Source organism: Nonomuraea sp. NPDC050153, assembly GCF_044460125.1.
Taxonomy (GTDB): domain Bacteria; phylum Actinomycetota; class Actinomycetes; order Streptosporangiales; family Streptosporangiaceae; genus Nonomuraea.
On the sequence record NZ_JBITJQ010000014.1, the window covers coordinates 200,067 to 218,281 of the forward strand.

At 69.9% G+C, this 18,215-nt stretch carries 14 protein-coding genes; 7 read left to right on the plus strand and 7 right to left on the minus strand.

Annotated elements, in window-relative coordinates; translation table 11 throughout:
* Positions 1–75: 75 nt before the first annotated feature.
* Genes ACIBQ1_RS31540 through ACIBQ1_RS31550 form a run of 3 tightly spaced genes read left to right on the plus strand, consistent with a single transcriptional unit; the run spans position 76 to position 3,335 of the window.
* Entirely contained in the window at positions 76–963 is an 888-nt protein-coding gene (locus tag ACIBQ1_RS31540) for a carbohydrate ABC transporter permease (protein WP_397282929.1), read from the plus strand.
* Complete coding sequence (locus ACIBQ1_RS31545; protein ID WP_397282930.1) at positions 960–1,781, plus strand: carbohydrate ABC transporter permease; 822 nt, start codon at positions 960–962, stop codon at positions 1,779–1,781. The genes ACIBQ1_RS31540 and ACIBQ1_RS31545 overlap by 4 nt, the downstream gene beginning before the upstream one ends.
* Positions 1,782–1,811: 30 nt before the next feature.
* Complete coding sequence (locus ACIBQ1_RS31550; RefSeq protein WP_397282931.1) at positions 1,812–3,335, plus strand: hypothetical protein; 1,524 nt, start codon at positions 1,812–1,814, stop codon at positions 3,333–3,335.
* On the opposite strand, the gene hisC is transcribed toward ACIBQ1_RS31550, so the two are convergent.
* The 4 genes from hisC to fbaA form a co-directional block, all read right to left on the minus strand.
* A complete protein-coding gene (gene hisC, locus ACIBQ1_RS31555) occupies positions 3,336–4,394 on the minus strand; it encodes a histidinol-phosphate transaminase (protein ID WP_397282932.1) in 1,059 nt (352 codons plus the stop codon). It abuts the gene before it with no gap.
* Positions 4,395–4,481: 87 nt separating this feature from the next.
* Positions 4,482–5,765 (minus strand): adenylosuccinate synthase, encoded by a 1,284-nt coding sequence (locus ACIBQ1_RS31560; RefSeq protein ID WP_397282933.1) that lies wholly within the window; start codon positions 5,763–5,765, stop codon positions 4,482–4,484.
* A 107-nt stretch (positions 5,766–5,872) separates the two neighbouring features.
* The gene (locus ACIBQ1_RS31565) at positions 5,873–6,283 is read right to left on the minus strand and encodes a DUF3151 domain-containing protein (protein WP_397282934.1); all 411 of its coding nucleotides are present in this window, start codon (positions 6,281–6,283) and stop codon (positions 5,873–5,875) included.
* A gap of 34 nt (positions 6,284–6,317) precedes the next feature.
* On the minus strand, positions 6,318–7,340 hold the full coding sequence (fbaA, locus tag ACIBQ1_RS31570; RefSeq protein ID WP_397282935.1) for a class II fructose-bisphosphate aldolase: 1,023 nt from the start codon (positions 7,338–7,340) through the stop codon (positions 6,318–6,320).
* A gap of 108 nt (positions 7,341–7,448) precedes the next feature.
* Here fbaA and ACIBQ1_RS31575 point away from each other — a divergent pair, with 108 nt between their 5' ends.
* Together ACIBQ1_RS31575 and ACIBQ1_RS31580 are read left to right on the plus strand one after the other, a co-directional pair.
* Positions 7,449–8,141 carry a DedA family protein gene (locus tag ACIBQ1_RS31575; protein WP_397282936.1) on the plus strand — a complete coding sequence of 231 codons (693 nt, stop codon included), beginning with the start codon at positions 7,449–7,451 and terminating at the stop codon, positions 8,139–8,141.
* Positions 8,142–8,203: 62 nt separating this feature from the next.
* A complete protein-coding gene (locus tag ACIBQ1_RS31580; RefSeq protein ID WP_397282937.1) occupies positions 8,204–8,614 on the plus strand; it encodes a hypothetical protein in 411 nt (136 codons plus the stop codon).
* A 12-nt stretch (positions 8,615–8,626) separates the two neighbouring features.
* Here ACIBQ1_RS31580 and pyrE read toward each other — a convergent pair whose 3' ends face one another.
* Positions 8,627–9,160, minus strand: coding sequence for an orotate phosphoribosyltransferase (gene pyrE / locus ACIBQ1_RS31585; RefSeq protein ID WP_397282938.1), 534 nt, complete (start codon positions 9,158–9,160; stop codon positions 8,627–8,629).
* Positions 9,161–9,294: 134 nt separating this feature from the next.
* On the opposite strand from pyrE, the gene ACIBQ1_RS31590 reads away from it, so the two are divergent.
* Both ACIBQ1_RS31590 and ACIBQ1_RS31595 read left to right on the plus strand, forming a co-directional pair.
* Entirely contained in the window at positions 9,295–11,694 is a 2,400-nt protein-coding gene (locus tag ACIBQ1_RS31590) for a sigma-70 family RNA polymerase sigma factor (protein WP_397282939.1), read from the plus strand.
* Between the two features lie 187 nt (positions 11,695–11,881).
* Positions 11,882–13,084, plus strand: a complete 1,203-nt coding sequence (locus ACIBQ1_RS31595; protein ID WP_397282940.1) for an NYN domain-containing protein — start codon at positions 11,882–11,884, stop codon at positions 13,082–13,084.
* A gap of 298 nt (positions 13,085–13,382) precedes the next feature.
* On the opposite strand, the gene ACIBQ1_RS31600 is transcribed toward ACIBQ1_RS31595, so the two are convergent.
* Positions 13,383–14,012, minus strand: a complete 630-nt coding sequence (locus tag ACIBQ1_RS31600) for a two-component system response regulator (protein ID WP_397282941.1) — start codon at positions 14,010–14,012, stop codon at positions 13,383–13,385.
* Positions 14,013–14,015: 3 nt separating this feature from the next.
* Complete coding sequence (locus ACIBQ1_RS31605) at positions 14,016–18,203, minus strand: HAMP domain-containing protein (protein ID WP_397282942.1); 4,188 nt, start codon at positions 18,201–18,203, stop codon at positions 14,016–14,018.
* Positions 18,204–18,215 lie beyond the last annotated feature (12 nt).

Consider the following 18,215-nt stretch of genomic DNA (forward strand, 5'->3'; position numbering starts at 1 on the left):
GTCTGCGTCCAAATTCTGGCCGACTCTTATCGAGGCTTTGGGCGTCACTATTAGACACTGAAGGATGTGAGGCCGGTGGCCGCCAGCCGGATTCCGGGGCAGCGCTGGTACACGCCGTACCTCTTCCCGCTACCGGCCCTGGTGCTGTTCGGGGTGTTCTTCGCCTGGCCGGCCGTCACCGCGGTCCAGCTCTCCTTCACCGACTACGACGGCGTCAGCCCGCCCGTCTTCACCGGGCTGGACAACTTCGTCAAGATCCTCGGCGACGCCACGTTCTGGACCGCCCTGCGCAACTCGCTGGTGTTCCTCGTGGGCCTGTTCCCGCTGCTCGTCGTGCTCCCGCTGCCGCTGGCCGTGCTGGTGAACCAGAAGCTGCCCGGCATCAGGACGTTCCGGATGCTCTACTACCTGCCGGTCGTGACCTCGATGGTCGCGGTCGCGGTGGCCTGGAACTACGTCTTCCACCAGCAGGGCGTCGTCAACTGGCTGCTCACCGGGCTCGGCCTCCTCGACGAGCCCATCCAGTACCTCCTCGACCCCGTCTGGGCGCTGCCCGCGCTGATCCTGGTCGAAGGCTGGAAGAACATGGGCGTCTACATGATGGTCTACCTCGCCGGCCTCCAGACGATCCCGACGGACCTGTACGAGGCCGCCAAGATAGACGGCGCCAACGGCTGGCACCGGATGCGCCGCATCACGGTCCCGCTGATGGTCCCCTACATCGCGGTCACCGTCACGATGGCCATGCTCGACGCGATGCAGGCGTTCACGACCGTCTTCGTGATGACCAAGGGCGGCCCGCAGGACGCCACCCTGATGCTCGGCTACTACATCTGGTCCGAGGCGTTCGAGAAGTACGACATGGGCTACGCCAGCGCCGTCGGACTCGTCCTGTGGGTCCTGCTGATCGTGATGGCCCTGCTCAACTATCGGCTCACCAGCGGAAGGAAGGACACGCGTTGAGTTGGTGGATCCGCCGCACCGGCATGTACGTGCTGCTCGTCGCGATCGCCCTGGCCTTCGTCGGCCCCTTCCTCATCCTGCTGTCGGCGGCGCTGAAGCCGGCGGGACAGGCCGTCTTCTCCTTCCCGCCCGACATCATCCCCCGGCCTCCCGTGCTCACCTGGGCCAAGGAGGCGTGGACGGCCATCCCGTTCCCGCGCTACCTGCTCAACTCGGCGTTCCTCGTGGCCGTGATGGTGCCGCTCTACATCCTGGTGTCGGCGCTGTGCGCGTACCCGCTGGCGGTGATGGCCTTCCGCGGCCGGAGCCTGATCTTCTTCGCGATCCTGGCCACCATGTTCCTCCCCGGGGAGGTCATGCTGCTGCCGAGGTTCCTGGTGGTGTCCCAGATCGGGATGGCCGACAGCTACCTGGGAGTGATCCTTCCCGGCCTGCTGTCGGCGTTCGGGATCTTCCTGCTCCGGCAGACCTTCGCCGGGGTGCCGCGCGAGGTGGTGGACGCCGCCAGGACCGACGGCTGCCACGAACTGCGCATCTTCTGGCACGTCATGCTCCCGGCCGCCCGCCCCACCCTGGCCATCCTCGGCGTCTTCGGCTTCATCTCGGTCTGGAACAGCTTCATCTGGCCGATGGTCGTCCTGAAGGACTCCTCCCTGTATCCCATCTCGCTGGGGATCGCCTACCTGGCGGGGATCACCGGCACCGACATCCGCAGCCTGGCGGCGGGCACGATCATCTCGATCCTGCCCGTGGTCGTCTTCTTCATGATCATGCAACGACACGTCCTGGAAGGCATGCGCGGCGCGGTCAAGAGCTGACGCCGCTCGCTCGCTCGTGAAAGGGTCACCATGCTTACTCGCCGCCAATTCGGCCTGGGCGCGCTTTCCCTCGGCGCCCTGGCAGCACTGCCCGGTACGGCCCGCGCCGCGGCAGGCTACGACTACACCTCGCGCGAGACGTTCGACCTGTTCGACAAGCTGTTCCACGAGAGCGGCGCCGTCGGCCAGCCCACCGACACCAACGAGGCGGGCGGGCTCGGCTGGGGCGCCTCCTACGTGATGGCCGCCTACATCAGGATGTACGAGGCCTACCACGCCACCTCCTACCTGGACCGGCTCATCCACAACGCCGACCTCGTGCTGGGCAACCGCGACTCCGAGCGCGGCGTCACGGACTACCGCGGCCTGTCGCTGCCCGCCTGGCGCAGCCTCGTCTACAGCGCGGGCGGCGTGAGCCTGCTCGACGCGTCCGGGCAGCCCCTCCTGGAGGTGCGCAGCGCGCTCGTCAACGTCAACGACGCGGTGGCGACCGTGCGGGCGGGCACCTCGGAGGGGCGCTTCACGCTGGAGGTGAGTAATCCCGTCAAGAACAGGGTGTCCACCTTCGCCGACCTGACGATGGACCCCGCCAGCCCCGACTACGCGGTGAAGCGGATCCTCGACGCCTACCCGTCGCCGACCATGGTGACGGCCAAGGAGTTGCGCCCCTCGCCGGCGGGGGCCACGATGCCGGCGCTGGGGACGTTCAGGCTGGCGGCCGCGCCGGTGATCTTCTCGGTGCACACCGGCATGATCACCTACCCGCTCGCGTCGTTCGTCCGGATCGTCCGCCGGGACCGGCGCCTCTGGAGCAACGCCCGCTACCGGGCCAAGGCCGCCGAATACCTCAAGGCGTGCCGGGACGCCGCGGCCGTGCACGACCCCGAATGGGTGGCCGACGGCTACTACATCTGGCCCAAGGGCATGCCCGTCCCCTACGACGGCGTCGAGCAGCCGATCAACCAGAGCGTCGCCCTCGGCCAGACCTACGCGGAGCTGGCGGCGGCGACCCGCGACCCGCACTTCCGCGACCGCACCCGCCGGCTCGCCACCACGTTCGCCCGCGACCTCAAGGTCAACGACAAGGACGCCTACTACTGGCCGTACTGGCCCAGCTTCGGCAAGCTCTACAGCGGCTACACCAAGGCCGACGGCGTCTCCGAGTGGACCCCGTCCTTCGGCACCCCGCCCAAGGGCGGGCAGCAGATCGAGGACCTCAGCCACGGCGGGATCGACGTGGAGTTCGCCGCCGCCGCGCACCGCTTCGGCCTCGGCTTCACCGACGCCGACATGGGCCGCTTCGCCCGCACTTACACCAAGAACATGGCCACCAGCGACAACGGCGTGGCGACGACCTTCCTGAGAGTGGACGGCACCGGCGGCCTGGCCGCCGCCGGGCAGTACCTCCAGGCGCCGCGCTACATGCCGGTGGCCAAGTGGGACCCAGCCCTGCTCACGCACGCGCTGGCGGTCTACGTCGACCACGCCGTCCAGTCGCAGTACGGCTCCACGCTGCTGTCGGTCGCCTACCTCAACTGGCAGGCCCGCCGCTGATCAGCCGTGGAAGGCCGCGGCGGCGGTGAGGAACGCGTCGTTCGCCTCGGGGGAGCCGATGGACACCCGCGCGCCCTCCCCCGCGAACGGCCGCACCGCCACGCCCTCCACGGCGCAGGCGGCCGCGAAGTCGAGGGTGCGCTCACCGAGCCGGAGCCAGACGAAGTTCGCCTCGGTGGGCGGCACCGTCCAGCCCTGGGCGATGAGCGCCTCGCGGACCCTCGTGCGCTCCTTGACCACGTGCTCGACCCGCTCCAGCAGCTCGTCCTCGGCCTTGAGCGAGGCGATGGCCGCCACCTGGGCGAGGTGGTTGACCGCGAACGGGACGATCGTCTTGCGGATCGCCGTCGCCACGGGCTCGTGCGCGATCAGGTAACCGACCCGCAGGCCCGCCAGCCCGTACGCCTTGGAGAACGTGCGCAGCACGCAGACGTTCGGCCGGTCGCGGTAGAGGGCGAGGCCGTCGGGGACGTCCTCGTCGCGCACGTACTCGCGGTAGGCCTCGTCCAGCACCACCAGCACGTGCTCGGGCACCCGGTCCAGGAACGCCTCCAGCGTGCCCCGGCGGATCGAGGTGCCGGTCGGGTTGTTCGGGTTGCACACGAACACCATGCGCGTGCGCTCGTTGATCGCCTCCGCCATGGCGTCCAGGTCGTGGTCCTCCCCGGCCAGCGGCACCTGGACCGACGTCACCCCGGAGAGGTCGGCCAGCAGCGGGTACGCCTCGAACGACCGCCACGCGTAGACGACCTCGACCCCGGGCTCCCCGACCGCCTCGAACAGCTGCTGCGCCACCGTGACGGACCCCGCGCCGAGCGCGATGTTCTCGGTCGGCACGCCGAACCGCTCCGCGATGGTCTCCGTCAGCTTGACGGCGCCGGGGTCGGGGTAGCGGTTGATCTGCCGCGCCCCCTCGGCGATGGCCTCGACCACGGACGGCAGCGGGTCGTACGGGGATTCGTTGGAGGACAACTTGTACGACCGGCCCTCGGGGGTCGCTACGACCTTGCCCGGCTTGTAGGCGGCCATGGTGTCCAGGATGTGGCGGAAACGAGGCATACCCCAACCATATGAGGCCAGGCAGGCTGAGGCATCACCTGGCCTCGCGGCATGCCGGGGTCCGGCGGGACCGGACCCCGGGCCCGCTCAGACGAGCGAGCGCACCACCACGGTCTGGTCGCGGCCGGGGCCCACGCCGATCGCCGAGATCGGGGCGCCGCTCATCTCCTCCAGCGTCCGCACGTACGCCTGCGCGTTGGGCGGCAGGTCGTCGAAGGACTTCGCGCTGGTGATGTCCTCCTGCCACCCCGGCAGCTCTTCGTAGACCGGCACGGCGTGGTGGAAGTCGGTCTGCGTCATCGGGATCTCGTCGTGCCGCACCCCGTCCACCTCGTACGCCACGCACACCGGGATCCGCTCCAGCCCCGACAGCACGTCCAGCTTGGTGAGGAAGTAGTCGGTGATCCCGTTGATCCGGGTCGCGTAGCGGGCGATGACCGCGTCGAACCAGCCGCAGCGCCGGTTGCGGCCCGTGGTGACGCCGTACTCGCCGCCCGTCTGGCGCAGCCACTCGCCGACCTCGTCGGTGAGCTCGGTCGGGAAGGGGCCGGAGCCGACCCGGGTCGTGTACGCCTTGAGGATGCCGATGATCTTCGTGAGGCGGTTCGGCGGGATCCCGGCCCCGGCGCAGGCGCCCCCGGAGGTCGGCGAGGAGGACGTGACGAACGGGTAGGTGCCGTGGTCGATGTCCAGCAGCGTGCCCTGGCCGCCCTCCAGCAGCACGAACTTGCCCTCGTCCAGCGCCTTGGAGAGCACCAGCGAGGTGTCGGCGATGTGCGGCTTGAGGCGCTCGGCGTAGGCGAGGTACTCGTCCAGGACCGCCGACGGGTCGATGCCGCGCCGGTTGTAGACCTTGGTCAGCACCTGGTTCTTCTCGGCCAGGGCGACCTCGATCTTCTTGGCCAGGATGCCGGGGTCGAGCAGGTCCTGGACGCGCACGCCCATACGGGCGATCTTGTCGCCGTAGGCGGGCCCGATGCCGCGGCCCGTGGTGCCGATCTTGGCCTTGCCGAGATAGCGCTCGGTGACCTTGTCCAGGGCCTTGTGGTGGGGCATGATCAAGTGGGCGTTCGAGGAGATCAGCAGGCGCTCGGCGGAGATGCCGCGCGCGGCCAGCCCGTCGATCTCGCTCAGCAGCACGCCCGGGTCGATGACCACGCCGTTGCCGATCACCGGGACCACCTCCGGAGACAGGATCCCCGTCGGTAGCAGGTGCAGCGCGTATTTCTGGTCCCCGATGACCACGGTGTGTCCCGCGTTGTTGCCACCCTGATAGCGGACGACGTAGTCGACGTCGCCACCGAGCAGGTCGGTGGCCTTGCCCTTGCCCTCATCGCCCCACTGGGCGCCAACGAGAACGGCAGCCGGCATGGTTCAGTCTCCCGTGCACAAAACGAAAACCCCTGGCGCAAGCGCGACAGGGGCTCTTGCGTTGAGAGACTACCCGAACGTGCCTATTCGTCCCAAGACAACGAGGGCTAACCCTTTGTAAGTGCCTCGTAGCCGGTCTCGCTGCTGTCCTTGAGGAACTGCATGCACCGCTCGGCCTCGTCCTTCTCGCCGATCGCCTGGGCGGCTCTGGACAGAGCGTACAGGCAGCGCAGGAAGCCGCGGTTGGGCTCGTGCTCCCAGGGGACGGGCCCGTGTCCCTTCCAGCCGCTGCGGCGGAGCGCGTCGAGCCCGCGGTGGTAGCCCGTGCGGGCGAAGGCGTAGGAAGTGACGGCGTGCCCCTGCGCGAAGTACTCTTCCGCGAGCGTTGCCCAGGCCGCCGGGTAGGCGGGGAAACGGGCGGCCACGTCCGCGGCCTTGGCTCCGGATTCGAGCGCCTCCCTGGCCTCGGGCAGATCCGGCAGTTGAGTCGGGGGCGGCCCGGCGAGAAGGTTATCCATAGGACAAGTCATACCCGCCGGGCCCCGAAACTGGCTAGGAGATCTTCGTCCCAGCGCTCTTGAGGTTCTCGCACGCCTCCACGACGCGCTTTGCCATGCCGGCCTCGGCGGACTTGCCGTACGAACGCGGGTCGTACGTCTTCTTGTTGCCCACGTCGCCGTCCACCTTGAGCACGCCGTCGTAGTTGCGGAACATGTGGTCCGCGATCGGCCTGGTGAAGGCGTACTGGGTGTCGGTGTCGATGTTCATCTTGACGACGCCGTACGAGATGGCCTCGTGGATCTCCTCCTGCGACGAGCCGGAGCCGCCGTGGAAGACCAGGTCGAACGGCTTGTCCTTGCCGTACTTGGCGGCGACCGCCTCCTGGATCTCCTTCAGCACGCTCGGGCGCAGCTTGACGTGGCCCGGCTTGTAGACCCCGTGGACGTTGCCGAACGTGGCGGCCAGCAGGTAGCGGCCCTTCTCGCCGATCCCGACGGCCTCGGCGGTGGCCAGCGCGTCCTCGGGGGTCGTGTAGAGCTTCTCGTTGATCTCGCCGACGACGCCGTCCTCCTCGCCGCCGACGACGCCGATCTCCATCTCCATGATGACCCGCGCCCTGGCGGACTTCTCCAGGAGCTCCCTGGCGATCTCCAGGTTCTCCTCCAGCGGCACGGCGGAGCCGTCCCACATGTGGGACTGGAAGAGCGGGTCGAGGCCCTTGGAGACCCGCTCCAGGGAGATGTCGAGCAGCGGCCGCATGAAGCCGTCGAGCTTGTCCTTCGGGCAGTGGTCGGTGTGCAACGCCACCGTCACGGGATACTTGGCGGCCACCACCCGCGCGTACTCGGCCAGCGCCGTGGCCCCCGTGACCATGTCCTTGACGGTCGCGCCGGCCAGGAACTCGGCGCCGCCGGTGGAGACCTGGACGATGCCGTCGCTCTCGGCCTCGGCGAAGCCCCGCAGAGCGGCGTTCAGCGTCTGCGATGAGGTCACGTTGATCGCCGGGTAGGCGAATCCGCCGGCCTTGGCCCGGTCGAGCATCTCAGCGTAGACCTCTGGAGTCGCAATAGGCATGATTCATCTCCCTGAGAAGTAACGGCTTCGCGCAGGCCCAGTATCCCGACTCACTACCCCGTGTGGTAGACACAACGCGTTTGTCGCCTCTACAGGTAGGCTCTCGGCGTGGACTGGCTCTGGAATCTCCTCGACCCGACGTGGTGGCTGACCGTGTTGGGGGCTTTCGCGACGATCGGCGTTCTCGCCATCATCTTCGCCGAAACGGGCTTGCTGCTCGGGTTCTTCCTGCCCGGTGACTCGCTGCTGGTGGCCGCGGGGATTTTCAGCTCGGCCTCGGTGGCACAGGGAATGGGCATCGAGCCCCTCTCCCTTCCCGTCCTGCTGATCGGCACGCCCCTGTGCGCCATTGCGGGTGCCCAACTCGGACATTTCCTGGGGGCCCGGTTCGGCCGCCGGCTCTTCGAGAAACCTGATTCGCGCTTGTTCAAGAGGGAGCACGTCGTCAGGGCCGAGGAGTTCTTCGAGAAGTTCGGTCCGGCCAAGGCGGTGATTCTGGCCAGGTTCGTCCCGATCGTGCGCACGTTCATGAATCCCGTCGCGGGCGTGCTGGAGATGCCGACCAAGCGTTTCTTCCTGTGGAACGTCGTCGGCGGCATCGTCTGGGTCGAGGGCCTGCTCCTGCTCGGTCACTTCCTCGGCAGCAAGGTCGACCCCAAGCAGATCGACAAGTACATCCTGCCGGGCGTCTTCGTCATCGTGTTCATCTCGCTGATCCCGATCATCGTCGAGGTGATCAAGAAGCGCAGGGAGCGCAAGAGCCTTCCCGAGCCCAACGGCAAGCACCACCGCGTCCACTGACCCGTAAACCGGGGGTTACCCGGGGTACGCTGCCGACTGTGGGACGCCACAGGTCAGATCCGATGGGCGTCGCCCGCTTGGCGCTCGCCGTCCTCGCCGCGGGCGCCGTGGTGACGCTGCTGATCGTCGGCGGTCGCGCGCTGCTGGGCTCGTCCGGCGCGACGCCGGCCGAACGCGAGCGCGCGGTGGCCGTCACGCCCGGCCCCGCCGCGGAGACCACCGCGCGGGTGCCGACCGTACGCATCGAGTGCCTGGCCGAGACCTGCCCCACGGTCACGGTGCGCGTGCCTGGCGGCGACGTGCTGCAGTATCGCGAGATGAGCAGGGGCGAGGAGGTCAGCTACTTCGACCCGGAGCTCGACGTCGTGCTCAGTGACGCGGGCAGCGTCCGCGTCACCGAGAACGGCAAGCCGCGCGAGCAGGGCAAGGACGGCGAGCGGGAGTCGTTCACCGTCAAGGCGTCCGGCGGCTGAGGCCCGCGGCGCTCAGAGCCCGAGGTCGTCGAGGGTGAAGACCGAGCGGTATTCCAGGCCCTCGCCGGTGATGCGCTCCCGCGCGCCCCGGTCGACGATCGTCGCCACGGCCACCACCTCGGCGCCCGCCTCGCGCAGCGCCTCCACGGCCGTCAGCGGCGAGGATCCCGTCGTGGAGGTGTCCTCGACGGCCAGCACCCGCCGCCCCTTCACCTCGGGCCCCTCGATCCGGCGCTGCATGCCGTGCTGCTTCTGCGCCTTGCGCACCACGAACGCGTCGAGCGTGCGCCCGCGCGCCGCCGCCGCGTGCAACATCGCGCCCGCCACCGGGTCGGCCCCCAGGGTGAGCCCGCCCACCGCGTCGAACTCCAGGTCGGTCGTCAGGTCGAGCATCACCCGGCCGACCAGCGGCGCGGCCACCCCGTCGAGGGTGATGCGGCGCAGGTCGAGGTAGAAGTCGGCCTCCATGCCGGAGGAGAGGGTGACCTTGCCGTGGACGACGGCCTTGCTCATGATCTCGGCCAGCAGGTTGTCGCGATCCGTCATGCGGCCAAGCTTATGGCTCCGGACAGAGAGGCCGCGGCGGCGCCTCCTGAAGGTAAAGGCGCGGGCGCGGTTTAGTCCCGGCGGATAGTGCGGAATGAATGCGCGGGGCAACCCCGCGTAATCGTGAGGTCACTATGGGTGTCGAATCGTCGCGAAGCGACGCAGAGCTTCTCCAGGCGGTCAGAGAGGGCAACGCCGCCGCCTACGGGCAGCTCTACGAGCGCCATGTCGCCGCCGCCCGCGCGCTGGCCCGGCAGCTCGTCCGGCGCTCGGAGGTCGAGGACGTGGTCGCGGAGGCGTTCACGAAGATCCTCGACCTGGTCGGCCGGGGCGGCGGTCCCGAGGCCGGCTTCCGCACCTATCTGCTGACCGTGGTGCGGCGCACGGTCTACGGCCGCTCCAGGATCGAGAGCCGCCAGGTGACCACGGAGGAGATCGAGGCGTACGACCCGGGGGTGCCGTTCGTCGATCCGGCGCTCGTGGGGCTGGAGAGGTCGCTGATCGCCAAGGCGTTCCTGTCGCTGCCCGAGCGGTGGCGGGCGGTGCTCTGGCACACCGAGGTCGAACGGTGCAAGCCGGCCGAGGTGGCGCCGCTGCTGGGGCTGTCGCCCAACGGCGTGGCGGCGCTCGCGTACCGGGCGCGGGAGGGGTTGCGGCAGGCGTACCTGCAGATGCATCTGGGCTCGCCGCCCAGGCACGACTGCCGGCCCGTGCTCGGCAAGATGAGCGCGTACGTCCGGGACGGGCTGACCAGGCGCGACGCCAAAGAGGTCGACGAGCACGTGAAGGCGTGCGAGGAGTGCAACGGAGTCCTGCTGGAGCTGACCGACGTCAACCGCGGGCTGCGTGTCATGGTCGGGCCGTTGGTCGCGGGGCCGATCTTCGGCGGGTACGCGGCGACGCTGGCGAAGCCGGCCGTGGCCGGCGGCGCCGGTGGGCTGGTGCGGGGGATCGGCGGTGGAGCGGGCGGGTTGCTGCGGGGGTTCGGCCGGTTGTGGCGGGCGCCCAGGAACCAGCAGGCCGCGATGGCCGGCAGCATGGCCGTCATGGTGGCCGTGGCGGCCGGGCTGCTGCTGGCCACCGACCAGAACCCGATCACCAGGCCCACCGCCGCCGTGCCGGTCGCCGGACGGCCGCCGGCGGGCGGCGAGCAGCCGCCGGTGCCCGTGCCGCTGCGCAGCGAGGAGCCCACGCGGGTGCGGCCGCATGTCAAGAATCCGACGAAGAGCCCGATCAAGGGCGCGATCAAGAGCAAGGAACCCGGCACGGCGCGGCTGCGTGCCACGGTCGACGCGCTCGGCTCGCTCGTACGCGCCCGCCCCGGCATCGTCGGCCTGCGCCTGCGCAATTACGGCGAGGCGCCCAGCGAGGAACTGGCGGCGTCCGTGGACCTGCCCGCGGGCGTGACGCTCATCCCGCCCGCGCGCCACGACGACCGCGACACCGCGGGCACCGTGGACGGGTGGGCGTGCCGCCCCGCCGGGCACGGCGCGCGGTGCGCCAGGGCGCCGCTGGCGGCGGGGCAGGGCACGGCGCTGTTCCTGCGGGTACGGGTGGCGGCGGAGGCGCCGGAGGGCGCGGGCCCGGCCGCCCGGATCGACGCGGGCACCCTGCACGTCAAGGCGCAGGCGGAGAACGGCGTGCGGGCGACGGGAGCGCCCGCCAGGTTCGCCACCGACGGGAAGGTGGCCGTCAGGGCGATCGGCAACTCGCTGCTGACCTGCCCCGAGGCGGGGTCCGGCTGCGCGGAGGCCAGGCGGCGCCAGCACGGCCGGCGCGACAACGACCTCTGGCCGATGACCGTGCTCGACCAGGACGACAGCTCCGGCACCGCCGCGTCCAGCGGGGCCGCGCTGAGCCTGCCCAAGGGGAGCAGGGTCGTGTGGGCCGGCCTCTACTGGTCCGCGAGCGCGACGACGGCCGGGCCCATCAAGGTCAGACCGCCGGGGCAGCGCCGGTACACGCTGGTCAAACCCGATGACGTGGCGCTCCGCGAGCTGCCTTCGGGGCCCGTCTACCAGGCGTACGCCGACGTCAGCGAGCTGGTCGCCGCCTCACCCGGGAACGGCACGTGGTGGGCGGCCGACATGCCCATGGAGGAAGGGGTGTCCCGGCACGCTGGGTGGAGCCTGGTGCTGGTCGTCACGGATCCGGCGGAGCCGTACAGCCAGGCCATGGTGCTCGACGCGGCCACCGTGGTCGGTGGGCCGGCGGGCCGGGTGCACATCCCGCTCGGCGGGCTGAGGCCGTCCGCCTCGCCCGCCAGGGTCGAGCTGGTGACGTGGGAGGGGGACGCCGACCTCAAGGGCGACAAGGTCTCCCTCGGGTCCGGCGCGCTCGCCCCCGAGGGCGGCGACCGGGACGCCTCGAACGTCTTCGACGAGTCCTCGACCGGGGCGGCGGAGATGACGTTCGGTGTCGATGTCGACACGATCGGTGCGGAGCTCGGAGTGGATCCGGGGCTCACGATCGTGACGGACAAGGACGTCGTGCTCTTCGGAGTGGCAGCGTTGAGCGTCCGTGCGCGATCATGATGGTGAACGGGACAAACTGGTACGGTCTGGCTGAATGGTCGGGTGCGGCAGCAGGCCGATGCCGAATCGTCGGGATTAACCCTCGCGCGATCACCTGCTTTCATTACCCTGAGAGAGGGCCGCCGAGTCCGGTCTCTGACGGTGCAGAGCCAGCCAGGACGGACCACCAGGAAAGGGGCGGTGCCTTGTGGATCGCTGTGCGCTGTTCGTAGACGCCGGCTATCTGCTGGCCGATGGCGCGATGGCCGTGCACGGCACGCGTCATCGTGAAGCGGTTGCCTGGGACTACCCGGGGCTGCTCCAGTTGATGACCAGCCTGTCGCGCGAGCGCACCGGCCTGCCGTTGCTCAGGTGCTACTGGTACGAGGCGACGGTCGAGGGCCGTCGCACGCCGGAGCACGACGCGCTGGCCGACATACCGGGCCTCAAGCTCAGGTTGTCACGCATCCGGCCGGGCCGGCGCGAGGGCGTCGACGCCCAGGTTCATCGCGACCTGATGACGCTCGCCCGCAACAACGCCATCTGCGACGCCGTGGTCGTGAGCGGGGACGAGGACCTCGCCCAGGTCGTGTGCGACGCGCAGGACCTCGGCATCAGGGTCAGCGTGATCCACATCGCGGCCGACGGCGGCTGGGCCGTGTCGCGCTCGCTGCGCCAGGAGTGCGACGACCTGGTCGAGCTGGGCGCCGTCCACCTGCGCCCCTACGTCAGCCTCGTCGCGGGCATCGCCGAGTCGTCCAACGGGCACCAGCCGATCAGCAACGGGCAGGCCGCCCATTCGCTGCCGCCCGCCCAGCCGTCCCTTCCCCCGTCGCTGCCCCCGCTGCCGCCGGCCGGCGGCAGCCACGCCGCCTCCTCCTCGTCCCAGCCGTCGTCCAACGGGTCATCGTCCGGCCGTGGCCGGGATTCGTCGACGCCGCCCGTGCTGCCGACGTACGCCAGTTACCAGCCCGAGCAGCAGGTCACGCCGCCGACTCCACCCGCTCCCGCCACCGGTCCCATCCAGGCGCAGCCGCAGTCGCCCACCACCGGGCAGTTCGCCAGCCCGTCGTCCAGCGGCACCTACCAGCCGTCCCAGCTGGGGCCGTACACGGGGCCGCAGCCCGCGCCCGTCACCCCGCCGTCGGCCGCCACCGCCGGCGCCACCACGCTGGCGGACGCGGTCAAGTCCGCCCACCGCGAGGGCCACGACTTCGGCGAGTCCGTGGCGCGCGACGCGCCCGCGCTGTGGCTGGAGGCGGTGCTGGCACGCAAACCCCGGATGCCGTCCGATCTGGAGGCGCGGCTGCTGCAGGGGTCTTCGCTGCCGATCGACTTCCTGCTGCACGACGAAGTACGGCACGCGCTGCGCCGCGGCTTCTGGGACGCCTTGGAACGCGCCCGCCACTGACCCTTCCCGCCCGCACCCTCCCTGCCTGGCCACCCCCGCTCCCGCCGCCTCGCCGATCACGCGACCGTCCGGCCACGGGCTTTCCGGCCACAACACCTCTGGTTACCGGGCACGGTGCCTTCACGAATCTTCGGCGGCACCGCTTCTTGTTTCGCGAACCTCTCGGCCACGCCGCTCGGGCCGCGACGCTCCCCGCTCCGCCAGCTCTCTGGCCACCGCCTGACCCGCCCGACTCCCGCACCACCGTCGCATGCCCACCCGGTGCCCGAGGTGGGGGCGACGGTGGCCGGGGGTGGGGTCAGGAGAGGGCGTCGAAGCCGGCGCGGAGGTGGTTGAGGCGGTCCGTGAGGTCGGACAGGGGGACGGCGAGGGCCGGGTCCTGGGACTTGCGGGCCAGCTCCCGCACCCGGGCCAGCTCGTCCTCCACCGCCGTCAGCCGCCGCGACAGCTCGGGCAGCACCGCGGCGTGGTCCCCGACCCCCGGCGGCAGTTCGCCGCTGAGGCGGTCGCGGAGCATGGACGCCTGTTCGGCCAGCCGCTTGTTCATGTTGTACAGCTCAGTGAACACCGACACCTTCGCCCGCAGCACCCAGGGGTCGAACGGCTTGGTCAGGTAGTCGACCGCCCCGGCCGCGTAGCCACGGAAGGCGTAGTCGGGCGCACTGTCCACCACGGTCAGGAAGATGATCGGGATGTTCCTGGTCCGCTCCCGCCGCTTGATGTGCGCGGCCGTCTCGAAGCCGTCCATGCCGGGCATGCGCACGTCCAGCAGGATCAGCGCGAACTCGGTGTTGAGCAGCGCTTTGAGCGCCTCCTCGCCCGACCGGGCGCGCACCGGCACCAGGTCGAGCGAGCTGAGGATGGCTTCGAGAGCGATCAGGTTCTCCTCGCGGTCGTCGACGAGGAGAATCTTGGCGCGATCCGGCATCGATCACGACCCTTCGGCTGCTGAGGCAGATGAGTCGGACGTGGACCCGCGCCCGCGGCTCAGCCAGCCGCGCAGGCGTTCGAGCAGGCGGTCCACGTCCACCGGCTTGGGGACGTAGTCGGACGCGCCGGAGGCGATGCTCTTCTCGCGGTCGCCCCGCATGACCTTGGCGGTCAGCGCGATGATCGGCAGATCGGCGAACTGAGGCATGCGCCGGATGGCGGAGGTGGTGGCCCAGCCATCCATCTCCGGCATCATGATGTCCATCAGCACGAGCGCGACGTCCTCGTTTCGTTCGAGCTGCTCGATCCCCTCCCGGCCGTTTTCAGCGTAGACGACCGTGGAACCATGTCGTTCCAGGACGCTGGTCAGCGCGAACACGTTCCGGATGTCGTCGTCCACGATGAGGATCTTGGCACCGCTGAGCGGGTCGTCGCCCTGCCACTGGACGGGGGTCTCCGCCGGGGGCTCGACCAGCTCGGCCATCGACAGGTCGAGCGGCAGCGGCGGCTCCGGCGCGATCGTCGCGGCCGACTCCTCCGTCGGCGCCGTCATCAGCTGGCGGCGCGGCGCGGCGCCGTCGGTCGCGGCCAGCGGGCCGGTGTACGAGGCCGGCAGGTAGAGCGTGAACGTGCTGCCCTTGCCCAGCTCGCTGTCCACGTGGATCTCGCCGCCGAGCAGCCTGGCGATGTCGCGGCAGATCGCGAGGCCCAGGCCCGTGCCGCCGTACTTGCGGCTCGTCGTGCCGTCGGCCTGCCTGAACGCCTCGAAGATGACGTCCCGCTTGTCGGGCGCGATGCCGATGCCGGTGTCGATCACCTGGAACGCCAGCAGGTCGTCGGCGTCGTGCAGGCTGTCGTCGTCGTAGTCGACTCCGGGCGGCGCCATGGAGACGCGCAGCTTGACCTCGCCCCGCGGCGTGAACTTCACCGCGTTGGAGAGCAGGTTGCGCAGCACCTGCTGCAGGCGCTGCTCGTCGGCGCGCAGCTCCTTCGGCACGTCGGACTCGACGTCGACGGTGAACGACAGCCCCTTGTCCTGCGCCAGCGGCGCGAACGCGGCCTCCAGCAGATCCACCATCTTCGGCAGCGACACCTGGATCGGGTGGATGTCCATCCGGCCCGCCTCGACCTTGGACAGGTCGAGCATGTCGTTGATGAGCTGGAGCAGCGCCGAGCCCGCGCTGTGGATCGTCCGGGCGAACTCCACCTGCTGCGAGGTCAGGTTGCCCTCGGCGTTCTCGGTCAGCAGCTTGGCCAGCACCAGCAGGCTGTTGAGCGGCGTGCGCAGCTCGTGGGACATGTTCGCGAGGAACTCGGACTTGTAGCGCGAGGAGACCGCGAGCTGCTCGGCGCGCTCCTCCAGCGTGCGGCGGGCCTGCTCGATCTGGAAGTTCTGGATCTCGATCGCGCGGTTCTGCTTGGCCAGCAGCGCCGCCTTGTCCTCCAGCTCGGCGTTGGATCTGCGCAGCTCCTCCTGCTGGCGCTGCAGCTCGTCGGAGCGCTCCTGGAGCTCCCGGGTGAGCCGCTGCGACTCGGTGAGCAGGTCCTCGGTGCGGGAGTTGGCGATGATCGTGTTCATCGTGACACCGATGGTCTCGACGAGCTGGCGCAGGAAGTCGAGGTGTACCTCGCCGAACGGTGTGAACGAGGCCAGCTCCAGCACGCCGAGCACCCGGTTCTCGAACAGGATCGGCAGCACCACGATCTGCGCGGGCGTGGACTGGCTGAGCCCGCTGTCGATCGTGATGAACTGCGGCGGCACGTCGTCCAGCATGATGTGCCGGCCCTCGGCCGCCGCCTGGCCGACGATGCCCTCGCCGATCGCGAACCGCTGGCGCGGCCCCCGGTCGGGGCGCACGCCGTAGCCGCCGATCAGGATCAGCTCGTGGTCGCCCTCGGGGTCGATGCCGTAGAAGGCGCCGTAGCGGGCCGAGACCAGCGGCGTCAGCTCGCTCATCGTCAGCTTGGCCACCTCGAGCAGGTCGCGGTGGCCCTGCATGAGCCTGGAGATGCGGGCCAGGTTGGACTTGAGCCAGTCCTGCTCCTGGTTGGCCTGGGTGGTCTCGCGGAGGTTGGCCACCATCGAGTTGATGTTGTCCTTCAGCTCCGCCAGCTCGCCCTGCGCCTCGACGGCGATCGAGCGGGTCAGGTCGCCGCGGGCCACGGCGCTGGTGACGGTGGCGATGGCGCGCACCTGCGTGGTGAGGTTGCCGGCCAGCTCGTTGACGCTCTCGGTGAGGCGCTTCCACGTGCCCTCGACGCCCTCGACCCGGGCCTGGCCGCCCAGCTGCCCCTCGGAGCCCACTTCCCGGGCGACTCGGGTCACCTCGGAGGCGAACGACGACAGCTGGTCCACCATGCGGTTGATGGTGGTCTTCAGGGCCAGGATCTCGCCCTGGGCGTCGACGTCGATCTTGCGGGTGAGGTCGCCGTTGGCCACGGCCGTGGTCACCTCGGCGATGTTACGCACCTGCGAGGTCAGGTTGTTGGCCATGAAGTTGACGTTGTCGGTGAGGTCCTTCCACACGCCCGAGACGCCGGTCACCCGGGCCTGGCCGCCGAGCTGGCCCTGCGTGCCCACCTCGCGGGCCACTCGGGTGACCTCGTCGGCGAAGGAGGACAGCTGGTCCACCATCGTGTTGAGGGTGTCCTTGAGCTGGAGGATCTCGCCCTGCGCGTCGACGGTGATCTTCTTCGACAGGTTGCCCTGGGCCACCGCGGACGACACGGCCGCGATCTGGCGCACCTGCGAGGTCAGGTTGTTGGCCATCGAGTTGACGTTGTCGGTGAGGTCCTTCCAGACCCCGGACACGCCGCGCACCTGCGCCTGGCCGCCGAGCTGGCCCTCCGTGCCCACCTCGCGGGCCACTCGGGTCACCTCGGAGGCGAACGACGACAACTGCTCGACCATGGTGTTCATGGTCGACTTGAGCTCGAGGATCTCGCCCTGGGCGTCGACGTCGATCTTGCGGGTGAGGTCGCCGTTGGCCACGGCCGTGGTCACCTGGGCGATGTTTCGCACCTGGTAGGTCAGGTTGTTGGCCATCGAGTTGACGTTGTCCGTCAGGTCCTTCCAGACCCCGGACACGCCCTTCACCTCGGCCCGGCCGCCCAGCTTGCCCTCGGTGCCCACCTCGCGGGCCACTCGGGTGACCTCGTCGGCGAAGGAGGACAGCTGGTCCACCATCGTGTTGAGGGTGTCCTTGAGCTGGAGGATCTCGCCCTGCGCGTCGACGGTGATCTTCTTCGACAGGTTGCCCTGGGCCACCGCCGTCGCCACGGTGGCGATGCTGCGCACCTGCGAGGTCAGGTTGTTGGCCATGAAGTTGACGTTGTCGGTGAGGTCCTTCCACACGCCCGAGACGCCGGTCACCTGCGCCTGGCCGCCGAGCTGGCCCTCGGTGCCCACCTCGCGGGCGACCCGGGTGACCTCCTCGGCGAAGCCGGAGAGCTGGTCGACCATCGTGTTGACGGTGTTCTTCAGCTCGAACATCTCGCCCACGGCGTCGACCGTCACCTTGCGGCTCAGGTCGCCCTTGGCCACCGCGGTGGTCACGACCGCGATGTCGCGCACCTGCGCGGCCACGCGGGACGACATCGTGTTGACGGCCTCGGTGAGGTCGCGCCAGCTCCCCGACATGCCGCGCAGGTTGGCGCTGCCGCCCAGCCGGCCCTCGGTGCCGGCCTCGCGCGCCACCCTGGTCACCTCGCCGTTGAACAGCGCGAGCTGGTCGACCATGCCGTTGATGGCCTTGCCCAGGCGCCGCACCTCGCCCCTGGCCGACCGGTCGAGGTCGATCCGGCGCGACAGGTCGCCCTTGGCGACCGCGTCGATCACGTCGGCGGCGCCGCTCACGGGGCTCACCAGGGCGTCGATCAGCTGGTTGACCGACTCGACGCTCTCCGCCCAGGCGCCGACGCCCGGCCCGGGCGTCAGCCGCTCTCCGAACCGGCCCTCCTTGACGACCTCTTTGCGAACGCGTACGAGCTCGTTGGCCAGGTGTTCGCGACGGTCGGCCACTTCGTTGAGCAGCAGCCGGACCTCGCTGAGGATCCCGGGAGGCGCGTGTGGGACACGACGTCGGAAATCACCATCACGCCAAGAGAAAAGAGTCTCAAGGATGGGAACGAGATCCGACTCGGTGTAGGTCCTCTCCTCCGGAATTGGCGCGGCCTTGGCCGTGGTCATGGGGCCTCCTTC